The sequence below is a fragment of the Ferrovibrio sp. genome (assembly GCF_035304305.1).
Lineage (GTDB): Bacteria > Pseudomonadota > Alphaproteobacteria > Ferrovibrionales > Ferrovibrionaceae > Ferrovibrio.
In genome coordinates this window covers 1-17,792 of sequence record NZ_DATGQG010000045.1, presented here as the reverse complement: position 1 = coordinate 17,792, position 17,792 = coordinate 1, and the positions used below count along the sequence as shown (strand labels likewise).

Here is a 17,792-nt window from a genome sequence, read left to right as displayed (position 1 = left end):
ACCATGCGTATCGATGCCGATTCCATAACCTCGCGGTATGGAGAACCGCCGGCCCGCTTCCGTCAAGGATTTTATCAGCTCTTCACGGCGGGCGGCAGGGCCGCGGAGATGGACTTTTCGGTCTGCATCACCATCGCGATGAACTTCCGTGCTAGGACGGAAGCCGGCTGGTGCTTCGCCCGCAGCGCGTGCACTGCAAAATCGATGCGTGGGCTGAGCGGCCGGACCGCAACCAGGTTCGGATCATGGGCGGCAGCCGTATACTGATCGACAATCGCCGCGCCGGCACCGCGCGAGACCAGCGCCAGTGCGATCTGGTTTGTCTTGACTTCAACGATCGGGTTGAGATCGACGCCGGAGAGTTTGACGGCCGCGCCGAAGGCCGCGCCCAGCGGATCGTCGCTGCGCAGGCCGATGAAGGGATGCCTGCGGAACCAGTCCAGCCTGAGCGACGCCGGCAGGCGGCTTTCCATCGCCTTCGGCACGATGCCGTAGAACTGGGCCTGCGCCACCGGCTGCAGATCGAGGCCGGGATGGGACTGGACGTCGAAGCCGATGCCGAGATCGACCTCGTGGTTCAGCACCACGCGCACCAAGTCGGCATATTGCCGGGTTTCCACCTCGAAGCTGACATCGGCATGCTTCTGCCGGAAGCGCGCGATCGCCAAGGGGATCAGATCGACGCAGAGCGCAGGGGCGGCGGCAATGCGCAGATGCCCGCTGGTGGCGGCGCCGAGATTGCGCGACAGCTTGCGCAGGTTCTCCAGCCCGCTGATGATGCGCTCGCTCTCGGCATGCAGTACCTGGCCCTCGCGGGTGGGCACCAGCCGTCCCTTCACGCGGTCGAACAGCCGGTAGCCGAGCTGGTCCTCGGCGCGCAGCAGCAGCCGGGTTGCCGCCGGCTGTGAAATGTTCAGCAGCCTGGCGGCCGCCGTAATCGTGCCGGTCAGCATGATCGCGTGAAACACTTCCAGATGACGCAACTGCATGGCCGGCCGTCCCCCTTTCCGCCGGGCGCATCCTAGCGAAGGCGGCGGAAAAGCCCAAGCATTGGCATAACCGGATGTAATGACCTGCCTGCCAATCAACAGTGGCTGGCCCCGCCGGCAGTACCTAGCTTCCGTCTCGCGCATGTCGCGCGATGGAGCCTCGTGATGGATATCGTGGTAATCGGATCCGGCGTGGTGGGCATGACCACCGCCTGGCGGCTGGCGCGCGACGGCCATCGCGTCACCGTGGTGGATCGCGCCCCTGCAACCGCGCAGGGCGCCAGCCGGGCCAATGGCGCGCAGCTCAGCTATTCCTATGTCGCGCCGCTGGCTGGCCCGGGCGTCTGGTTCGATCTGCCGAAATTCCTGTTCGGCCGCGATTCTCCGGTGCGCTTCCGGCCCGGTCTCGATCTTTTCCAGTATCGCTGGCTGCTGAAGTTCCTTGCCGCCTGTACCAGAAGCGAGGCGCTGGCGACCACGCGGAAGCTGCTGCGGCTGGCCTATCTGAGCCGTGACGTGCTGCATGACGCCGCGGATATCCGCGCGCTGGACTTCCACTGGCGGCAGGCCGGCAAGCTGGTGGTCTATGGCAGCGCGGAGGGGCTTTCCGGCGCCCGCGCCCAGGCCGAATACCAGAGCCGGTTCGGCAGCCGCCAGCAGGTCCTCGACCGCGAGGGCTGCCTCGCCGTGGAGCCGGCGCTGCAGTCCATCGCCGGCCGCCTCCATGGCGGCGTCTTCACGGCCGATGACGAGGCGGCCGATCCCTACCGGCTCTGCCAGGGCATCGAGGCCATGCTGTCGGGTGACAATCATGGCGTTCGGTTCGTCTATGGCCGCAAGGTCAGGCGCCTGCTGCGCGAAGGGCGGCGCCTGCGCGGCGTGGAAACCGCCGACGGCGTCATCGAAGCCGACGCCTATGTGCTGGCGGCCGGCGTTGCCAGCCGCCGCCTCGGGCTGAGCGCCGGGCTGGATCTGCCGGTCTATCCGATCAAGGGCTACAGCCTGTCGCTGCCGATCGCCAATGATGCGGCGGCGCCGCGCGTGTCCATCACCGACACGGCACAGAAGCTGGTCTATGCGCGGCTGGGCAGCGCGCTGCGGGTGGCCGGCATGGCCGATATCGTGGGGCCAAGCGACAGTATCGATCCGGCCCGGCTGGAGCAGCTGACGCGCCAGGCCCGCGAGACCTTTCCGCAGGCCAGCACATGGCAGGAGCTTTCGCCCTGGACCGGCCTGCGCCCGGCGACGCCGAAGGGGCTGCCCGTGCTGGGCGAGAGCGGCCTGGACAACCTGCTGCTCAATACCGGCCATGGCGCGCTGGGCTTCACGCTGGCCTTCGGCTCGGCGGAAGCGATCGCGGCGCAGGTCGCCGGCCGTCCCGCGCCGGTGCCGATGGAGGATTTCAGCCTGAAGGCGGCCTAGCGCAGGATAGCCAGCATCTCCCGCGCCTGCTTCGGCGTCGCGATGCTGCGGCCCATCAGGCCCGCATTGGATGCCGTCTGGCGCACCAACGCGGCATTGTCCGGCGCCGTCTCGCCATTGCTCAGGAGCGTGTTGTTCTCGAAGCCGATGCGGGCATGGCCGTGCAGCGACAAAGCCGTGAGCGCGCAGGCCGCTTCCTTGGCGCCGAAGGCGCAGACGGCGAAGGCGCCGGCGCTGTCGCCCGGCCAGACATGGAGAAACGGCAGCAGGTCGGTGGGTTCGGACCGCTGGCCTGCCGTATAGCGGCCCAGCACGAAGAGCACGAACTGCCTGTCCCCGGGAATGATGCCGCGCTGCTTCAGCTCGAGAAAGCGGCGGACATCCTCATCGGAATAGAGGATGTACTGCATCATCACACCGGCCTTGTGGAACTCGGCCAGAAAAGCAGCGCCTTCCTTTTCCGAACCGGCATCCGGCAGTATCTCGCGCACCGCCAGGCTGCAGGCCTCCGGCATCAGCGCCCGCATCGCCGCCATCTGCTCATGGCGGTTGTAGATTCCGGCGGCTTCCGACGTGCACTGGATGATCAGGTCCTCGCCCGCCTCGCGGCGCACGGCCCTGATGGCCTCGCGATAGAAGCCGGCATCCAGCGAATGCCGCCCGCTGCCGGGCTCGCGCACATGCAGGTGGATCATGGCGGCGCCGGCCGCGGCGCAGTCGGCGGCGCAGCGGCCGAGTTCATCGGCGCTGAGCGGCACTGCCGGGTGATCGGCTTTCAGCTTGCGCGCGCCGTTGGGGGCAACGGCGATGATGGCGGGCGCGCTCACGCCACGCTCCCGATGGCGGCGTCCACCGCATCGCCCAGCCGCTCCACGATGGCGTCGATGTCTTCCGCCTTCGAGATGAAGGGCGGTGCGAGCAGCACATGGTCGCCGGACCTGCCGTCGATGGTGCCGCCCATCGGGTAGCACATCAGGCCACGCGCCATGGCCTCCTTCTTGACCCGCGCATGCAGCTTCAGCGCCGGGTCGAAGGTGGATTTGTCGGCCCGGTCACGCACCAGCTCGATGGCCTGGAACAACCCGCGGCCGCGGATATCGCCGACATGGCGGTGATTACCGAAGCGCTCGGTGAGCCGGTCGGCGAGATGCGCGCCCATGGCCTTCACATTGTCGAGCAGCCGGTCGCGCTCAATCACCTGCTGCACGGCCAGCGCCGCGGCGCAGGCCATCGGATGCCCGAGATAGGTATGGCCGTGCTGGAAGAAGCCGGAGCCCTGGGCGAAGGCATCGAATATCTTCTGCTGCAGCAGCACGGCGCCGATCGGCTGATAGCCGCCGCCGAGGCCCTTGGCGATCGCCATGATGTCCGGCGTGATGCCCTCCTGCTCGCAGGCATGCAGCGTGCCGGTGCGGCCCATGCCGCACATCACCTCATCCAGGATCAGCAGCACGCCGTACTTGTCGCAGATCTCGCGGATACGCCTGAAATAGCCGGGAACGGCGGTCACGGCGCCCAGCGTCGCGCCCACCACCGGCTCGGCGATGAAGGCGATCACGCTGTCGGTGCCGAGTTCGAGGATCTTGGCTTCCAGCTCGTCGGCGACGCGGCGGCCATAGACTTCCGGCGTCTCGTCCGGCCGGCGGTCGCGGTACTCGAAGCAGGGTGCGATGTGATGGGCCTCGATCAGCAGCGGGGCGAACTGCTGGCGCCGCCACGCATTGCCGCCGATCGAGAGGGCGCCGAGCGTGTTGCCGTGATAGCTCTGGCGCCGGGCGATGAAATGCCGCCGCTGCGGCTCGCCCTTTTCGACGAAATACTGTCGCGCCATCTTCAGCGCCGCCTCAATGGCTTCCGAGCCGCCGGAGACGTAATAGACATGGCTGATTCCGGCAGGTGCGCGGCTGACCAGATGGTCGGCCAGCTTCTCGGCCGGCTCGGTGGTGAAGAAGCTGGTATGGGCGAAGGCGAGCCTGTCCGCCTGTTCATGCATGGCGCGGGTCACGTCGGGATGACCATGGCCCAGGCAGCTCACTGCCGCACCGCCCGAAGCATCGATGTAGCGCTTGCCCTGCGCATCCTGGATGTAGATTCCTTCGCCGCCGACCGCGACCGGATAGGCGTGGTTGATCGTGCGATGCAGGATGCGGCTGCTCATGGAATCCTCTTGCGGCGGTTGCTGGGGGAGAAGGTAGCGAAGGCATCCAGCTGTGCCTCCGAATTGCGGATCGCGCCCAGCGCCTTGTCGCCGGCGCGCGCGGCCAGCAGGGCGATCAGGGTCTCGGCCAGGGCGAAGGCCGGCGTCATGGCATGGAAGAAGGACGGCGTCGTGGTCCGCACCAGCAGGCAGACGGCTGCTTCGCGGCCGATCGGCGACAGCTTGCTGTCGGTCAGCGCCACCACGCTCGTCCGCCGGTGCCGCGCGGCATAGGCAGCGCGCTCGAGCGTGACCGAGGCATAGGGAGCGACGCTGACGGCGAGCAGCACGTCGTCCGCCGTCGCATGGCGCAGGGCATCGCTGCCGGTATCGCCGGCGCCGTCCAGCAGCAGGCCGTTGTCGCGGAACAGCGAATAGACGTAATGCGCATGGAAGGCCACCGAATGGCAGGAGCGGGCGCCGAGGAAGTAAACCCGTCGCGCCTTCTCGATCTGCCTGGCGGCGGCGATCAGCGTCGCGATGCCGCCGTCGTCATGGCTGCCGGCGACATGCTCGGCCACCGTCCAGCCGATCTGGGCGGCAAGGGCTGCGTCGCCCTTCATCTTCTGGTTCTGCTGCAGGCTGCCGGCGCGCTCGCTGAAATGGCTGGCCGGCGAGCGGCGCAGGCCGCGCGCATGCAGTTCGCGGAATTCCCGGTAGTCGCCGAAGCCGAGCTGCCGGGCCAGCCGGGTCATGGTCACCGGCGGCACGCCGGCCCGGCGCGCCTGTTCGCGCATGGACAGCAGGGCGACGTCGTCGGGATGGTCCAGCACGAAGCGGGCGGCGGCCTGCAGCTGCGGCGGCAGGCGGTCGAAGGCTTCGGTGATCCGGCTGGCGGGGTCCATCGGCTCATTCAAGACCGATTCCCGAGGTCAAGCAACATTTGATTCATAAAATTCTTCGCGTGAAACAAATGATCCAAATGGCGGGATCGATAAGATTTGCTTATCGTGCGGCCGGTTCTTTCGCGGAAAATTCCCATGGCTGATCTGCGCAATCTGGAAACCTTCGTCTGGGTCGCCCATCTGGGCGGCTTCCGTGCCGCGGCCGAGAAGCTGAACACCACCCAGCCGGCGGTGTCGCAGCGGATCGCGCTGCTGGAGGCGGAGCTTGGCGTGCGCCTGTTCGACCGCGAGCCGCGGCGGGTGGTGCTGACGCCGAAAGGCAACGAACTGCTGCTCTATGCCGAACGCATGATCCAGCTTCATGCCGACCTGCTGCAGGCCGCGCGCGAGAAGAAGGCGATGCGCGGCACGGTGCGGCTGGGCGTTGCCGAAACCATCGTGCATACCTGGCTGGCGCAGCTGATCGAGCGCATGCATGCGGAATATCCGGCGCTGACGCTGGAGATCGACGTCGACACCTCGCCCTTCCTGCGCGAGCGGCTGGTTTCGCACCAGCTCGACATCGCCTTCCTGCTCGGCCCGGTGAGCGAGCCGCGGATGAAGAATGTCGCGCTGTCCAGCTATCCGATGGCCTGGGTGGCGAGTCCCGAGCTCAGCGTCGGGCCTGAGCCGGTGCCGCTGGACGTTCTGGCGCGCTGGCCCATCATCACCTATCCGCGCAACACCCGCCCCTATATCGCGATCCGGGAAATGATGACGCGGTCGGACATGCCCAATCTGCGCATGTACGGCAATGCCTCGCTCAGCACCATCGTGCGCATGACTTTGGACAAGATCGGGATCAGCGCGATCCCCCCGGTGGTGATCCAGCGCGAACTGGCGGAGAAGCGCCTGCGCCTGCTGCGTGCCGAACAGCAGCTTCCCGACCTGAGCTTTACCGCGACCTTTCCGGTGAAGCCCGACAGCTACATGGCCGAGGCCGTGGCCGAGGTCGCGCGCGATCTGGCGCGGATGGAGACGAAACGGCGGAAGCGCCGGGCCTGACCTACGACAGCACCGTTTTGTCGGGCAGCGGGATCGCCGTCGTGTACTTGATCTGCTCCATGGCGAAGCTGGCCGACACGTCCGACAGGCTGATCTCCCTGATCAGCCGTTTGTAGACGCGGTCGTAATGGGCGATGTCGGCGACCTGGATCTTCAGCAGGTAATCGAGGTCGCCGCTCATGCGGTAGAATTCCACCACCTCCGGAATCGTCTGTACCGCCCTGGCGAAGGCATCCAGCCATTCATGGGTGTGCTGGTTGGTGCGCACGGCGACGAAGACGGTGACCGGACAGCCCACGGCGGCCGGGTCGAGCAGCGCGACCCGCTTGCGGATCACGCCGGCTTCTTCCAGCCGCTTCACCCGTCGCCAGCAGGCATTGGTCGACAGACCGACGCTTTCCGCCAGATCGCCGAGCGAAACGGAGGCGTCCTCCTGCAGGGCGGCCAGCAGGCGCAGGTCCAGACGATCAAATTCGCTCATTTTGTTAGTTTATGAGAAAATTTCACACGACTGCCAGCTATTGCTGACCATTTTGTGAAAATTTCCGTCACAGGACAAGATACCCTCGCCGCATCATTGGCGAGGTTCCATGCTGGCGCGTCTGTTCATCGAGCATCCCCGGACCGTGGGCGAAAGCTATGGCGAGCATGCGGGGATGGCCTGCAGCTTCGGCCTGCGCATGCTGGCGGGCGGTCTGGCCTGCCTCGTCCATGCCCTGATTCCGGGCCTTTTTACCAGCACCGGCAGCCGCATCATCACGCAGCTGCATCACGACATGGTGCTGCACCGCCGCCGCAACGGCTGATCAGCGCCCCCTGAAATTCCCCGCCCGCCGCTCGGCGACGGCGCGAATGCCCTCGGCATGGTCCTCAGTGCGGGCGAGCCGCTGCTGCTCGGCATATTCGTGATCGGTTTGCGCCTTCACTGCCTCGGCCAGCCCGCGGCGGAGGGTCTTGCGCACCGACTGCAGCGCCAGCGGCGCGCCTTCCGCCATTTCGTTTGCCAGCCTGAACGCGGCCTCGCGCAGCTGATCCTGCGGCGCGACCTGGTCGACCAGTCCCCAGGCCAGCGCTTCCTCGGCATTGATCCGCCGGCCGGTATAGAAGAGCAGCGCCGCCTTCTGCTGTCCGACCAGCTGCGGCAGCGTCAGGGTCAGGCCGAAGCCGGGATGGATGCCCAGCTTGACGAAATTGGCGGCAAAGCGCGCTTCGGGCGCGGCGATGCGGAAATCGGCCGACACGGCCAGACCGAGTCCGCCGCCGATCGCCGGGCCCTGCACCGCCGCCACGACCGGCTTGCTACAGGCGAACAGGCGGACCGCTTCCGCATAGAGATGCGAGCTGCCGGCCGCCACGGTGTCGTCCAGCGAACCGGTCTGGAAATTCGCGCCGGCGCAGAAGGCCTTTCCTTCCGCCGCCAGCACCAGGGCGCGGCATTCCGGAGCGGCATCCAGCGCCTCATAGGCATCGGCGAGATCGCGGATCAGCGCGAGGTCGAAGAAGTTGTGCGGGGGCCGGCGGATCTCCACCAGGGCCACATGGCCGCGCATGTCCACCTGGATATCGCCGTAACGCCGAGACTGCATGTTTCTGCCTTTGCTGCAGGAGAGGTTGCCCTAGTTCTAATGCCGATCAGTCGGACAACAAAGACGCGAACAGGGCGATAAGTATTTCTTATCGGAGTTCATCGCAACTTGCGATTGGACAATATCGCCGCCGGTATGCTGCCATCTGCGGATTATCGAGGAGGGCGGGATGAACGCGGGACTGAACCGGGTATATCCGACGGGTCATGAGGCGCGCATGGCGGTACGCCGCGGCGAGCATCGCGCCCCCACGGCCGGTATCGCTCCGGGCTATGTCCAGGCAAATCTGGCAATCCTGCCCAAGGCCCAGGCCGACGACTTCTTCCGCTTCTGCCAGTTCAACCCGAAGCCCTGCCCGCTGCTGGCCGCGAGCGAGCCCGGCGATCCGCGCCTGCCCACGCTGGGCGAGGACGTCGATATCCGCACCGATATTCCGCGCTACCGCCTGTGGCAGCATGGCAAGCTGCAGGCGGAAGTCTCCGACCTCAAGGATGTCTGGCGCGACGACCTGGTCGCCTTCCTGATCGGCTGCTCCTTCTCCTTCGAGGAAGCGCTGGTCGAGGACGGCATCCGGCTGCGCCATATCGATCAGGGCACGAACGTGCCCATGTACCGGACCAACATTGCCACCCGGCCCGCCGGGCCGTTCCATGGCCCGCTGGTGGTGTCGATGCGGCCGCTGAAACCGGCCGATGCCATCCGCGCGGTGCAGATCACCTCGCGCTTTCCCTCGGTCCACGGCGCGCCGGTCCATATCGGCAAGCCGGAGATGATCGGAATTCGGGATATCAACAAGCCCGATTACGGCGACCCGGTCGAAGTGAAGGATGACGAACTGCCGGTCTTCTGGGCCTGCGGCGTCACCCCGCAGTCGGTCATCGCCGCCATGAAGCCGGAATTCAGCATCACCCATGCGCCGGGCTACATGCTGGTGACCGACCTGAAAAACAGCCGTCTCGCCATTCTCTGAAAACCAACGGCAAATCCACTTGAGGAGGGGATTATGATCAGGACAACGAAGATGCTGGCTCTCGCCGGTGCCATGGCCGTCGGCCTGGCCGGCGCGTCGCTTGCGCAGGACATGCCGAAGACGCCGCTGAAGGTAGTCGGCGCCTGGGGCAACCTGACCCAGTACAAGAATTTCGAGCAGCCTTTCTGGACCAAGGAAGTGCTCGAGAAGTCGGGCGGCGCGATCACCGCCGAAATCACCCCGTTCAATGAAATGGGCCTGAAGGGCGCGGAAATCTTCCGCCTGATGCGCCTCGGCGTCATCGACTTCGGCTCCACCGTGCTCGGCTATGTCGCCGCCGACGACGCCCGCAACGAGGCCGTCGACCTCGCCGGTCTGGCCCCGGACGTTGAGACCGCGCGCAAGGTGTCGGATGCCTACAAGCCGGTCTACGACAAGTTCTACGGCGAGCGCTTCGGCATCAAGGTGCTGGGCATCTGGCCGTATTCCGCCCAGGTGCTGTTCTGCAACGGCGAGATCAAGGGCCTGACCGACCTCAAGGGTAAGAAGGTCCGCACCGGCAACCGCACGCTGGCCGAATTCGTCGAGGCCTTCGGCGGCACCGGTGTGACGCTGGCCTTCAACGAGGTCGTGCCCGCGCTGCAGAACAAGGTCGTTGACTGCGCCATCACCGGTACGCTGTCGGGCAACTCGGCCAAGTGGCACGAGGTGTCGACGCATATCTATGCCCTGCCGGTCGGCTGGAGCCACGTGATGCACGCCGTCAACATCAAGACCTGGCAGAAGCTCGACCCGAAGGTGCGCAGCTTCCTGGAGAAGGAAATTGCCGGACTTGAGGACCGCATCTGGAAGGCGGCCGCCGAAGAAACCCAGCAGGGCTATGACTGCAATGCCGGCAAGGACAACTGCACCATGGGCACCAAGGCCAGCATGAAGATCGTGCCGGTGTCGGACGCCGACAAGGCGGCGCTGAAGAAGGCGCTGACCGAGGTGGTGCTGCCGAAATGGGCCGCCCGCTGCCCGGGCGACTGCGTTCCGGCGTGGAACGACAGCATCGGCAAGGTGGTCGGCCTGACCGCCGTCGCCAAGTGAGTGTCTTAATCTAGTTTACCCTCCAGTCTGGCGGGGCCATGCTGTGGCCCCGCCAACTTTTATCCGGGGTGGAACCATGATCCTGCTCGACCGCTGGCTCGGCCTTGCCGATCGGCTCTCCCGATACGCCATCTGGATTGGCGGCGCCCTGGTCCTGGCATCCGCCTTCCTCGTCTCCGTCGACGTGCTGCTGCGCAAGCTGTTCCTGATTTCGCTCGGCGGCGCCGACGAACTCTCCGGCTATGCCTTCGCCATCGGCACGACCTGGGCCCTGGCTTTTACCCTGCTGCGCCGCGCCAATGTCCGCGTCGATGCCCTCTATATCCATCTGCCGCGGGTTGCATGTGCAATCCTCGACGTCGCTGCCCTGCTGGTGCTCGGCCTCTTCATTGCGCTGCTGACCTGGCAGGCCTGGGCGGTGCTGGATACATCGCTGGCCTTCGATGCCCGCGCCACCACGCCGCTGGCCACGCCGCTGTGGATGCCGCAGGTGCTCTGGCTGATCGGATTCTGCCTGTTCGTATTCACTCTGGTGCCGCTGCTGCTGCGTGCGCTCTTCGCGCTGCTCGGCGGCGATCTCGCGACGGTGCGCAGCCTTGCCGGCGCCCGCACCATCGAGGAAGAGGCAGCCGACGAGGCCGCCCATACCGCCACTCTCAAGCCGCGGGACTGATCCGATGCTTGCCACCACCCTCATTCTGCTGCTTGTCCTGCTGGCACTCTCGCTGCCGGTTGCCGGTGCGCTCGGCACGCTCGGTCTGCTGCTGGACCAGATCTACTCGCAGATGCCGCTGACCCTTGCGCTCGGCGAGGTCGCCTGGTCATCGTCAAAGGATTTCCTGCTGGTCACCATCCCGATGTTCATCCTGCTCGGCGAGATCCTGCTCCGCGCCGGTGTGGCCGAACGCATGTACGATGCCATGGTCAAATGGCTGTCCTGGATTCCGGGCGGGCTGATGCATTCCAATATCGGCGCCTGCGCCATCTTCTCCGCCACCTCCGGCTCATCGGTCGCGACCGCTGCCACGGTCGGTACGGTCGCGCTGCCGCTGGTGAAGAAGTACGGCTACAACGAGCGGCTGTTCCTCGGCACGCTGGCGGCGGGCGGCACGCTCGGCATCCTGATTCCACCATCCATCAACCTCATCATCTATGCGGTACTGACGGATACCTCGATCCCGAAGCTCTATCTTGCCGGCATCATTCCGGGCCTCGGGCTCGCGCTGATCTTCATGGTGACGGTCGTCATTTTCTGTCTGGTCCGACGGGACTGGGGCGGGCAGACCCTGACGGCGACGTGGCCCGAACGCTTCCGCAGCCTGATCGATCTGCTGCCGCCGCTCGGCATCTTTCTCGTGGTGGTCGGCTCGATCTATGCCGGCCTGGCCACGCCGACCGAGGCTGCCTCGCTCGGCGTGGTCGCAGCCATGGTGCTGGCGGCTGCCTATCGCCGGCTGTCCATCGCCATGATGAAGGAGGTGCTGGAAAACACCATGCGCACCACGGCCATGGTGATGCTGATCATCATCGCGGCCTATTTCCTCAATTTCGTCATCTCGGCCATCGGCCTGACCACGATGCTGACCGACTTCATCGTCCAGCTCGGCCTGTCGAAGGTCGAGATGCTGATCGCTATCGTGATCTTCTATCTCATCCTCGGCTGTTTCATGGAGACGCTGTCGATGATGATCACCACGATCCCGATCATTGCGCCGGTGATGTTCGGCCTCGGCTTCGATCCGATCTGGTTCGGCATCGTGATCATCGTGCTGATCGAGATGGCGCTGATCACGCCGCCGGTCGGCCTGAACCTCTTCGTCGTGCAGTCGCTGCGCAGCCAAGGCACGCTGAACGACGTGATCACCGGTTCGGTGCCGTTTGTCGCGGCGATGGTGTTGCTGATCATCCTTGTGACGATCTTTCCCGACATCGTCCTCTGGCTGCCGCGTATCGTCGGCTGATGGGAGCCTGACATGCTGAGTTTTGACCGTTTCTGGAGCGACCGTCGCGACCGTGTTGCGGTGGAGATCGATACCCTGATCGTCGCCGGCTGGGCGGGCCGTGACATGGCGGCGATCGAACACCATATCGAGGAACTGGCCGCGATCGGGGTGCCGCGGCCGAGTTCCGTGCCGCTGTTCTACCGTATAGGCACCGGCCAGCTGTCGCAGACCACGCATCTGCAGGTGCTTGGCCCCGATACCTCGGGCGAAGTGGAACCGGTGGTGGTGTCGCTGGCCGATGGCCTCTGGGTCACGGTCGGTTCCGACCATACCGACCGCAAGGCCGAAGCCGCCGGCGTGGCGCTGTCGAAACAGCTCTGCTCGAAGGTGGTGGCGACGGCGCTGTGGCGCTACGAGGAAGTCGCGCCGCACTGGGACCGACTGATCCTGCGCTCCTGGGCGATGATCGATGGCCAGCGCGTGCTCTACCAGGAAGGCGCCGTCTCCGGCCTGCGCAGTCCCGGCGACCTGATGCAGCGCTATTCCAACCAGGCGACGCTGCCGCCCGGCACGCTGATGTTCGGCGGCACGCTGGGGGCGATCGGCGGCATCCGGCCGGCCGCGCGCTTCGAGATGGAGATCGAGGATCCGGTGCTGAAGCGCAGGATTGGCCATGGCTACGATATCGAGGCCCTGCCTGTTGTAGCCTGACCGCGCTCGCCCTATGGATTCTGCATGAGCGCCTACCCGCAAATCCGCGCCTTCGGCGATACCGGCTTCAGCGTCGAATTCGGCGAGGGCATCGACCGCGGCGTCAATGCCATGGTGATGGCGCTGCACGCAGCTTTGCGGGACGCGGCTCTTCCGGGCGTGGTCGAGACCATTCCGTCCTTCCGGGCCCTGCTGGTGCAGTATGATCCGCTGGTCACCAGCCGTGCCGAGCTGGAAGCGAAGGTGCGGGACATGCTGCCCGGACTGAAGGCGGAAGCCAGCGTCGGCCGCCTGTGGAGCCTGCCGGTCTGCTACGATCCGGAACTGGCTCCCGACCTGCAGGAGGTGGCCGAGCGTTGCGGGCTGACTCCGGACGATGTCGTAGCGAAGCACTGCGCCAGCCGCTTTTTCGTCTACATGCTCGGCTTCATGCCGGGACTGGCCTATCTGGGCGGGCTGGACGAGGCCCTGCATATGCCGCGGCGCAAGGAACCGCGCCTGAAAGTGCCGCAGAGCGCGGTGGCCATCGCGGAATCGATGTCGACTATCTATCCTTGGGAAAGCCCGGGTGGCTGGCACCTGATCGGCCGCACGCCGCTGAAGCTGTTCGACGCCGCACGCGACGAGCCGATCCTGCTCGCCGCCGGTGACGAGGTCACCTTCCGATCGGTGAGCAGGGATGACTATGCCGCCATGCTGGCGCAGGTCGAGGCCGGCCGCTTCGACTACGATGCCCTGAAGGTGGCGTCATGAGCGCCGCGCTGGAGATCGTCGCGCCCGGCCTGATGACCTCGGTGCAGGATCTTGGCCGCTACGGGCATCAGGCGCTCGGCATGCCCGTGGCGGGTGCGATGGACCCGGTCGCGCTCCGGCTGGCCAATGCGCTGGTCGGCAATGCCGAAAATGCCGCGGCACTGGAGATCGGCTATCTCGGCCCTACAGTCACCGTTGCCGCCGATTCCGTGCGTGTCGCCTTTGCCGGTGCGGCGAAGCTGACCCTGCAGCTGGCGGGCGGCGGCGAGCCGCGCCTGCTGAAACCCTTCCGCTCGGCGCTGCTGAAGCGCGGCGACCGCCTTGCCATCGGCGCGGTGGAGGAAGGCAGCGTCGGCTATCTCGCGGTGGCCGGCGGCTTCGCCATCCAGCCCTTTCTCGGTTCGCTCTCCACCTACATGCGCGCCGGCCTCGGCGGCTTCGAGGGCCGCGCCCTGAAGGCGGGCGACCGCCTGCCGCTCGCGCTCGATGCCGCGCCGCAGGGCGAGGAACAGGAACTGGCCGAGACGTTTGATTACGGCACCGGTGCGATCCGCGTCGTGCTCGGGCCGCAGGAAGACCGCTTCACGTCGAAGGGCATCGAGACCTTCCTGTCCGAAACCTATACCGTCACCAAGGAAGCCGACCGCATGGGCCTGCGGCTGGAAGGTGCCGTCATCGAACATACGAAGGGCGCCGACATCGCCTCCGAAGGTCTGGTGACCGGCTCGATCCAGGTACCGGGCAACGGCAAGCCGATCATTCTCATGGCCGACCGCCAGACCACCGGCGGCTATACCAAGATTGCCACCGTCATTTCCGCCGACCTGCCGCGGGTCGGCCGGCTGAAGCCCGGTGACAGCCTGACCTTCGCCGCGGTGAGCGTGGAGGAGGCGGAGGGGCTGCGGCGTGCACAGGAGGCGGCTCTGCGCCGGCTGATCGAAGGCATCCGCCCGGCCCAGCCGGATGTGACGCTGGATCTCGCCGCTCTATATAATGAAAACCTGATCAGCGGCATGGTCGATGCGCGAACGGGAGTCGGACGATGAAGGTGAATCTCAACAGCGATCTCGGTGAAAGCTTCGGCGCCTGGAACATGGGCGACGACGCGGCGATGCTGGCGGTGGTGACCACGGCGAATGTCGCCTGCGGCTTTCATGCCGGCGACTGGAACGTGATGCAGACCACCGTCGCCGAAGCCGTGAAGAACGGCGTCTCCATCGGCGCGCATCCGTCCTATCCCGACCTGCAGGGCTTCGGCCGCCGGCCGATGGCCATGAGCCTGCGCGAGGTCGAATCGCTGATGGCCTACCAGATCGGCGCGCTGATGGGCGTGGCCGCCACCTGCGGGGCGAAGGTGACCCACGTGAAACCCCATGGCGCGATCAACAACAAGGCCGCCGTGGACGCCGATCTTGCCGCCGCCATCGCGCGCGGCATCAAGGGTGTGTCGAAGGACCTGATCTTCCTCGCCCCGGCCGGCTCGGCGATGATCGAGGCCGGACGCAAGGTCAATCTGCCGGTGGCGCAGGAAGTCTTCGCCGACCGCAACTATGACGACGACGGCAACCTGGTGCCGCGCGGCCAGCCCAATGCCATGGTGCATGACAATGACGAGGCGCTGAACAACGTGCTGCGCATGGTGCAGGAGAAGGCGATCGTTTCGGTCAGCGGCAAGCGTATTCCGTGTGCGGTCGATTCCGTCTGCGTGCACGGCGACAGCCCGGGCGCGGTGGCCATGGCCCGCCATATCCGGGCCGGTCTCGAGAAGGCAGGCGTCGCGATCGTGACCCTGCCGGCGATGCTGGGCTGAGCCCGTTCATCCGTCTGCCGGCGGATTTCCCGTCGTTTTTCCCGGTCCCGTCTGGATCAGGGAAACCGTTCCGGGGATGTTTCACGTGAAACACTCCCCGTGGCGAGCCCGGCCGCATGCTTGACGGTTCCCCCGGCTGGCAGTCAAGACTGCGGCGGAAGGGGGACCGGCACATGGTCAGCAAGAAGCAAAGCAGCATGCCGGCGAAGCGCGCGCGCCAGCCGGACGTGACCCGGCGCAACATCCTCGACGCGGCGCTTTACGAATTCGCCGCCAAGGGCCTCGCTGGCGCGCGGGTGGACGAGATCGCCGCGCGCTCGGGCTCCAACAAGCGCATGATCTACGAGTATTTCGGCAACAAGGAGGGCCTCTGGCTCACCGTGCTGGAAAACGCTTACGAGAAGATGCGTGAGGAGGAGCATGCCATCGATGTGGCCCGCATGCCGCCGGTCGAGGGCATGCGCTATCTCATGGAGTTCAACTTCCGCTACTGCTCGCGCAATCCGGAATTCATCGCGCTGCTCAGCGCGGAGAACCTGCATCGCGCCAGCTATCTGCGCGATTCGAAGAAAATCCAGCAGCTCTACTCGCCGCTTCTGGCGGTGATCCGCGATCTACTGAAGCGCGGCGAGCGCGAAGGCGTCTTCCGCAAGGGCGTCGATCCGGTCGAGCTCTACATCACCATTGCGGCGCTCGGCATGTTCTATTTCTCCAACGCCTATACGCTTTCTACCATTTTCGGGCGCAATCTTCTCAGCCCCAGAAACCAGAAGGCGCGGCTCGATCATTCGATCGAGGTTGTGCTCGGATATCTGCGGCCCTGATTTCGTAACCGTCCGGTTACTTCTCCGTTGACAAGAAGGACTGGGGGCGGAATGCTAGCGCCAATCAGCGAAACCCGGTCACACGAGCACGGGTCATAAACGGAGGAGACGACATGGCTCATTTCGCAGTTCGGGCGGCGGTTGCCGCTCTGGCGCTCGGCGCGTTCGCGGTTGCCGCGCCGGCGCAGGCACAGTGGAAGCCGACCAAGCCGATCACGCTCATCGTGCCCTGGGCGGCCGGCGGTTCGACCGACCAGGTCAGCCGCGTCAACGCCGCCGAACTCGAAGCGGCGCTGGGCCAGAAGGTCGTCGTGGTCAACCAGCCGGGCGGTTCGGGCTCGATCGGCACCAAGAGCGCGCTGGATGCGCCCAAGGACGGCTATACCTGGACGGCGGGCGCCGCCAAGGATCTCGGCGCCTATCCGGTGACCGGCCTGCTCGATACCCGCATTGCCGACTGGCATCTCTATCTGAATGTCGCCAACCTGACGGTCGTCGGCGTCAATCCCGACACGCCGTTCAAGACCATGGCCGACCTGCTCAAGGCGATGAAGGAGAAGCCGGGCCAGATTTCGGTCGCCACTGCCGGCGTCAACTCGGCCGGCCATTACGGCATCGAGGGCCTGGCCCGCGCCGCCGGCGTGACCTACAAGCACGTCTCCTACGATGGCGGCAATCCGGCGGTGATCGCGACCGTCTCGGGCGAAACCCAGGTCACCACCCAGCTCGGCGTCGAGCAGGCGGAAATGATCCGCGCCAAGCGCATCCGCCCGCTAGCGGTGCTGGCCGACAAGCCGCTCGAGCTGGAAGGCTACGGCGAGATTCCGCCGATCACCAACTGGATCAAGGATTTCCCGAGCGACACCAACTATTTCGGCATCTTCGTGCCGAAGGGCGTGCCGGCGGAAGTCACCGAGACGCTCGACAAGATCTGGGCCGAGAAGATCAAGAACTCGGCGGCACTGAAGAAGTATGCCGCCTCGAAGGGCGCGCTGTTCGCCCCCGAATACGGCGAGGCTGCCCAGAAGGCCGTCTTCCCGGCGCTGCAGAATGCCGCCTGGCTGCTGCATGCCAGTGGCAAGTCCAAGGTGTCGCCTGATACGGTGGGCATTCCGAAGCCGTAACAGCGACGGTTGACAGCGGCCGTCCGGCGCCCATCGTGCCGGACGGCCAATCTGTTTTTCGTAAAGGGTTTCACGATGGACTCAGCCAGCGAGAACGACGGCACCACGCCGCGCGCCGATCTGTGGGGCGGAATCGCCTGGATTGTGGTCGGGCTGGTGATTTTCTGGGGCAGCTGGACCATGGACCGGCTGCCGCATTTCCACATCCAGTTCTATACCGTCCCCGGGCTGCTGCCCGGCATTCTCGGCGCCGTCATTGCGCTGATGGGCGTCATCCTGCTCGGCCGCGCGATCCGCGCCGGCGCGCTGGAAACCGTCATGCCCGGGCGTTTTGCGCCTGCCGACCATTGGCGGCTCGCCTTCACGCTCGGCTGGTCGGTCTGCTATGCCGGGATTGTCGTCGCCGGCCTGATGCCGTTCTGGCTGTCCACAGCGATCTATGTCGCCCTCTTCGTCATCGTCTTCCAGTATGAGGAACGCCG

Annotated in this window: 20 protein-coding genes; 14 read left to right on the top strand and 6 right to left on the bottom strand. The window is 65.9% G+C overall.

Annotation, left to right across the window (positions count from 1 at the left end):
* Window positions 1-74: 74 nt before the first annotated feature.
* Window positions 75-989, bottom strand: a complete 915-nt coding sequence (locus VKZ87_RS05655; protein WP_324220280.1) for a LysR family transcriptional regulator — start codon at window positions 987-989, stop codon at window positions 75-77.
* Window positions 990-1,154: 165 nt separating this feature from the next.
* On the opposite strand from VKZ87_RS05655, the gene VKZ87_RS05650 reads away from it, so the two are divergent.
* Window positions 1,155-2,411, top strand: coding sequence for a D-amino acid dehydrogenase (locus VKZ87_RS05650; protein WP_324220279.1), 1,257 nt, complete (start codon window positions 1,155-1,157; stop codon window positions 2,409-2,411).
* On the opposite strand, the gene VKZ87_RS05645 is transcribed toward VKZ87_RS05650, so the two are convergent.
* From VKZ87_RS05645 to VKZ87_RS05635, 3 genes are read right to left on the bottom strand one after another with little or no spacing between them, the layout of a single operon-like run.
* A complete protein-coding gene (locus tag VKZ87_RS05645) occupies window positions 2,408-3,238 on the bottom strand; it encodes a 3-keto-5-aminohexanoate cleavage protein (RefSeq protein ID WP_324220278.1) in 831 nt (276 codons plus the stop codon). The genes VKZ87_RS05650 and VKZ87_RS05645 overlap by 4 nt on opposite strands.
* Window positions 3,235-4,569, bottom strand: a complete 1,335-nt coding sequence (locus tag VKZ87_RS05640; RefSeq protein WP_324220277.1) for an aspartate aminotransferase family protein — start codon at window positions 4,567-4,569, stop codon at window positions 3,235-3,237. The genes VKZ87_RS05645 and VKZ87_RS05640 overlap by 4 nt, the downstream gene beginning before the upstream one ends.
* A complete protein-coding gene (locus tag VKZ87_RS05635; protein ID WP_324220276.1) occupies window positions 4,566-5,465 on the bottom strand; it encodes a MurR/RpiR family transcriptional regulator in 900 nt (299 codons plus the stop codon). Before VKZ87_RS05635 ends, VKZ87_RS05640 begins: the two co-directional genes overlap by 4 nt.
* A gap of 123 nt (window positions 5,466-5,588) precedes the next feature.
* Between VKZ87_RS05635 and VKZ87_RS05630 the strand changes: the two genes are divergently transcribed.
* Window positions 5,589-6,497 carry a LysR family transcriptional regulator gene (locus tag VKZ87_RS05630; protein ID WP_324220275.1) on the top strand — a complete coding sequence of 303 codons (909 nt, stop codon included), beginning with the start codon at window positions 5,589-5,591 and terminating at the stop codon, window positions 6,495-6,497.
* A 1-nt stretch (window position 6,498) separates the two neighbouring features.
* Here VKZ87_RS05630 and VKZ87_RS05625 read toward each other — a convergent pair whose 3' ends face one another.
* A complete protein-coding gene (locus VKZ87_RS05625) occupies window positions 6,499-6,978 on the bottom strand; it encodes an Lrp/AsnC family transcriptional regulator (RefSeq protein WP_324220274.1) in 480 nt (159 codons plus the stop codon).
* A 109-nt stretch (window positions 6,979-7,087) separates the two neighbouring features.
* Between VKZ87_RS05625 and VKZ87_RS05620 the strand changes: the two genes are divergently transcribed.
* Window positions 7,088-7,303 (top strand): DUF6356 family protein, encoded by a 216-nt coding sequence (locus tag VKZ87_RS05620; protein WP_324220273.1) that lies wholly within the window; start codon window positions 7,088-7,090, stop codon window positions 7,301-7,303.
* On the opposite strand, the gene VKZ87_RS05615 is transcribed toward VKZ87_RS05620, so the two are convergent.
* Window positions 7,304-8,083, bottom strand: coding sequence for an enoyl-CoA hydratase/isomerase family protein (locus VKZ87_RS05615; protein ID WP_324220272.1), 780 nt, complete (start codon window positions 8,081-8,083; stop codon window positions 7,304-7,306).
* Between the two features lie 169 nt (window positions 8,084-8,252).
* Between VKZ87_RS05615 and VKZ87_RS05610 the strand changes: the two genes are divergently transcribed.
* The 11 genes from VKZ87_RS05610 to VKZ87_RS05560 all read left to right on the top strand — a co-directional run.
* Complete coding sequence (locus VKZ87_RS05610; protein WP_324220271.1) at window positions 8,253-9,053, top strand: putative hydro-lyase; 801 nt, start codon at window positions 8,253-8,255, stop codon at window positions 9,051-9,053.
* A 33-nt stretch (window positions 9,054-9,086) separates the two neighbouring features.
* Complete coding sequence (locus VKZ87_RS05605) at window positions 9,087-10,145, top strand: TRAP transporter substrate-binding protein (protein ID WP_324220270.1); 1,059 nt, start codon at window positions 9,087-9,089, stop codon at window positions 10,143-10,145.
* 76 nt (window positions 10,146-10,221) lie between these two features.
* The gene (locus VKZ87_RS05600) at window positions 10,222-10,818 is read left to right on the top strand and encodes a TRAP transporter small permease (protein WP_324220269.1); all 597 of its coding nucleotides are present in this window, start codon (window positions 10,222-10,224) and stop codon (window positions 10,816-10,818) included.
* A 4-nt stretch (window positions 10,819-10,822) separates the two neighbouring features.
* Window positions 10,823-12,106: a TRAP transporter large permease gene (locus VKZ87_RS05595; RefSeq protein ID WP_324220268.1), complete on the top strand. Its 1,284-nt coding sequence runs from the start codon at window positions 10,823-10,825 to the stop codon at window positions 12,104-12,106.
* 12 nt (window positions 12,107-12,118) lie between these two features.
* Window positions 12,119-12,799: a DUF2848 domain-containing protein gene (locus VKZ87_RS05590; protein WP_324220267.1), complete on the top strand. Its 681-nt coding sequence runs from the start codon at window positions 12,119-12,121 to the stop codon at window positions 12,797-12,799.
* A 24-nt stretch (window positions 12,800-12,823) separates the two neighbouring features.
* Window positions 12,824-13,552, top strand: coding sequence for a 5-oxoprolinase subunit PxpB (gene pxpB / locus VKZ87_RS05585; protein ID WP_324220266.1), 729 nt, complete (start codon window positions 12,824-12,826; stop codon window positions 13,550-13,552).
* Entirely contained in the window at window positions 13,549-14,598 is a 1,050-nt protein-coding gene (locus VKZ87_RS05580; protein WP_324220265.1) for a biotin-dependent carboxyltransferase family protein, read from the top strand. Before pxpB ends, VKZ87_RS05580 begins: the two co-directional genes overlap by 4 nt.
* Window positions 14,595-15,362 carry a 5-oxoprolinase subunit PxpA gene (locus VKZ87_RS05575; protein ID WP_324220264.1) on the top strand — a complete coding sequence of 256 codons (768 nt, stop codon included), beginning with the start codon at window positions 14,595-14,597 and terminating at the stop codon, window positions 15,360-15,362. The genes VKZ87_RS05580 and VKZ87_RS05575 overlap by 4 nt, the downstream gene beginning before the upstream one ends.
* A 173-nt stretch (window positions 15,363-15,535) precedes the next feature.
* The gene (locus VKZ87_RS05570) at window positions 15,536-16,186 is read left to right on the top strand and encodes a TetR/AcrR family transcriptional regulator (protein ID WP_324220263.1); all 651 of its coding nucleotides are present in this window, start codon (window positions 15,536-15,538) and stop codon (window positions 16,184-16,186) included.
* A gap of 113 nt (window positions 16,187-16,299) precedes the next feature.
* On the top strand, window positions 16,300-17,310 hold the full coding sequence (locus VKZ87_RS05565; protein WP_324220262.1) for a tripartite tricarboxylate transporter substrate binding protein: 1,011 nt from the start codon (window positions 16,300-16,302) through the stop codon (window positions 17,308-17,310).
* A 75-nt stretch (window positions 17,311-17,385) separates the two neighbouring features.
* The coding region (locus VKZ87_RS05560) for a hypothetical protein (RefSeq protein ID WP_324220261.1) at window positions 17,386-17,792 on the top strand (407 nt) is incomplete at its 3' end.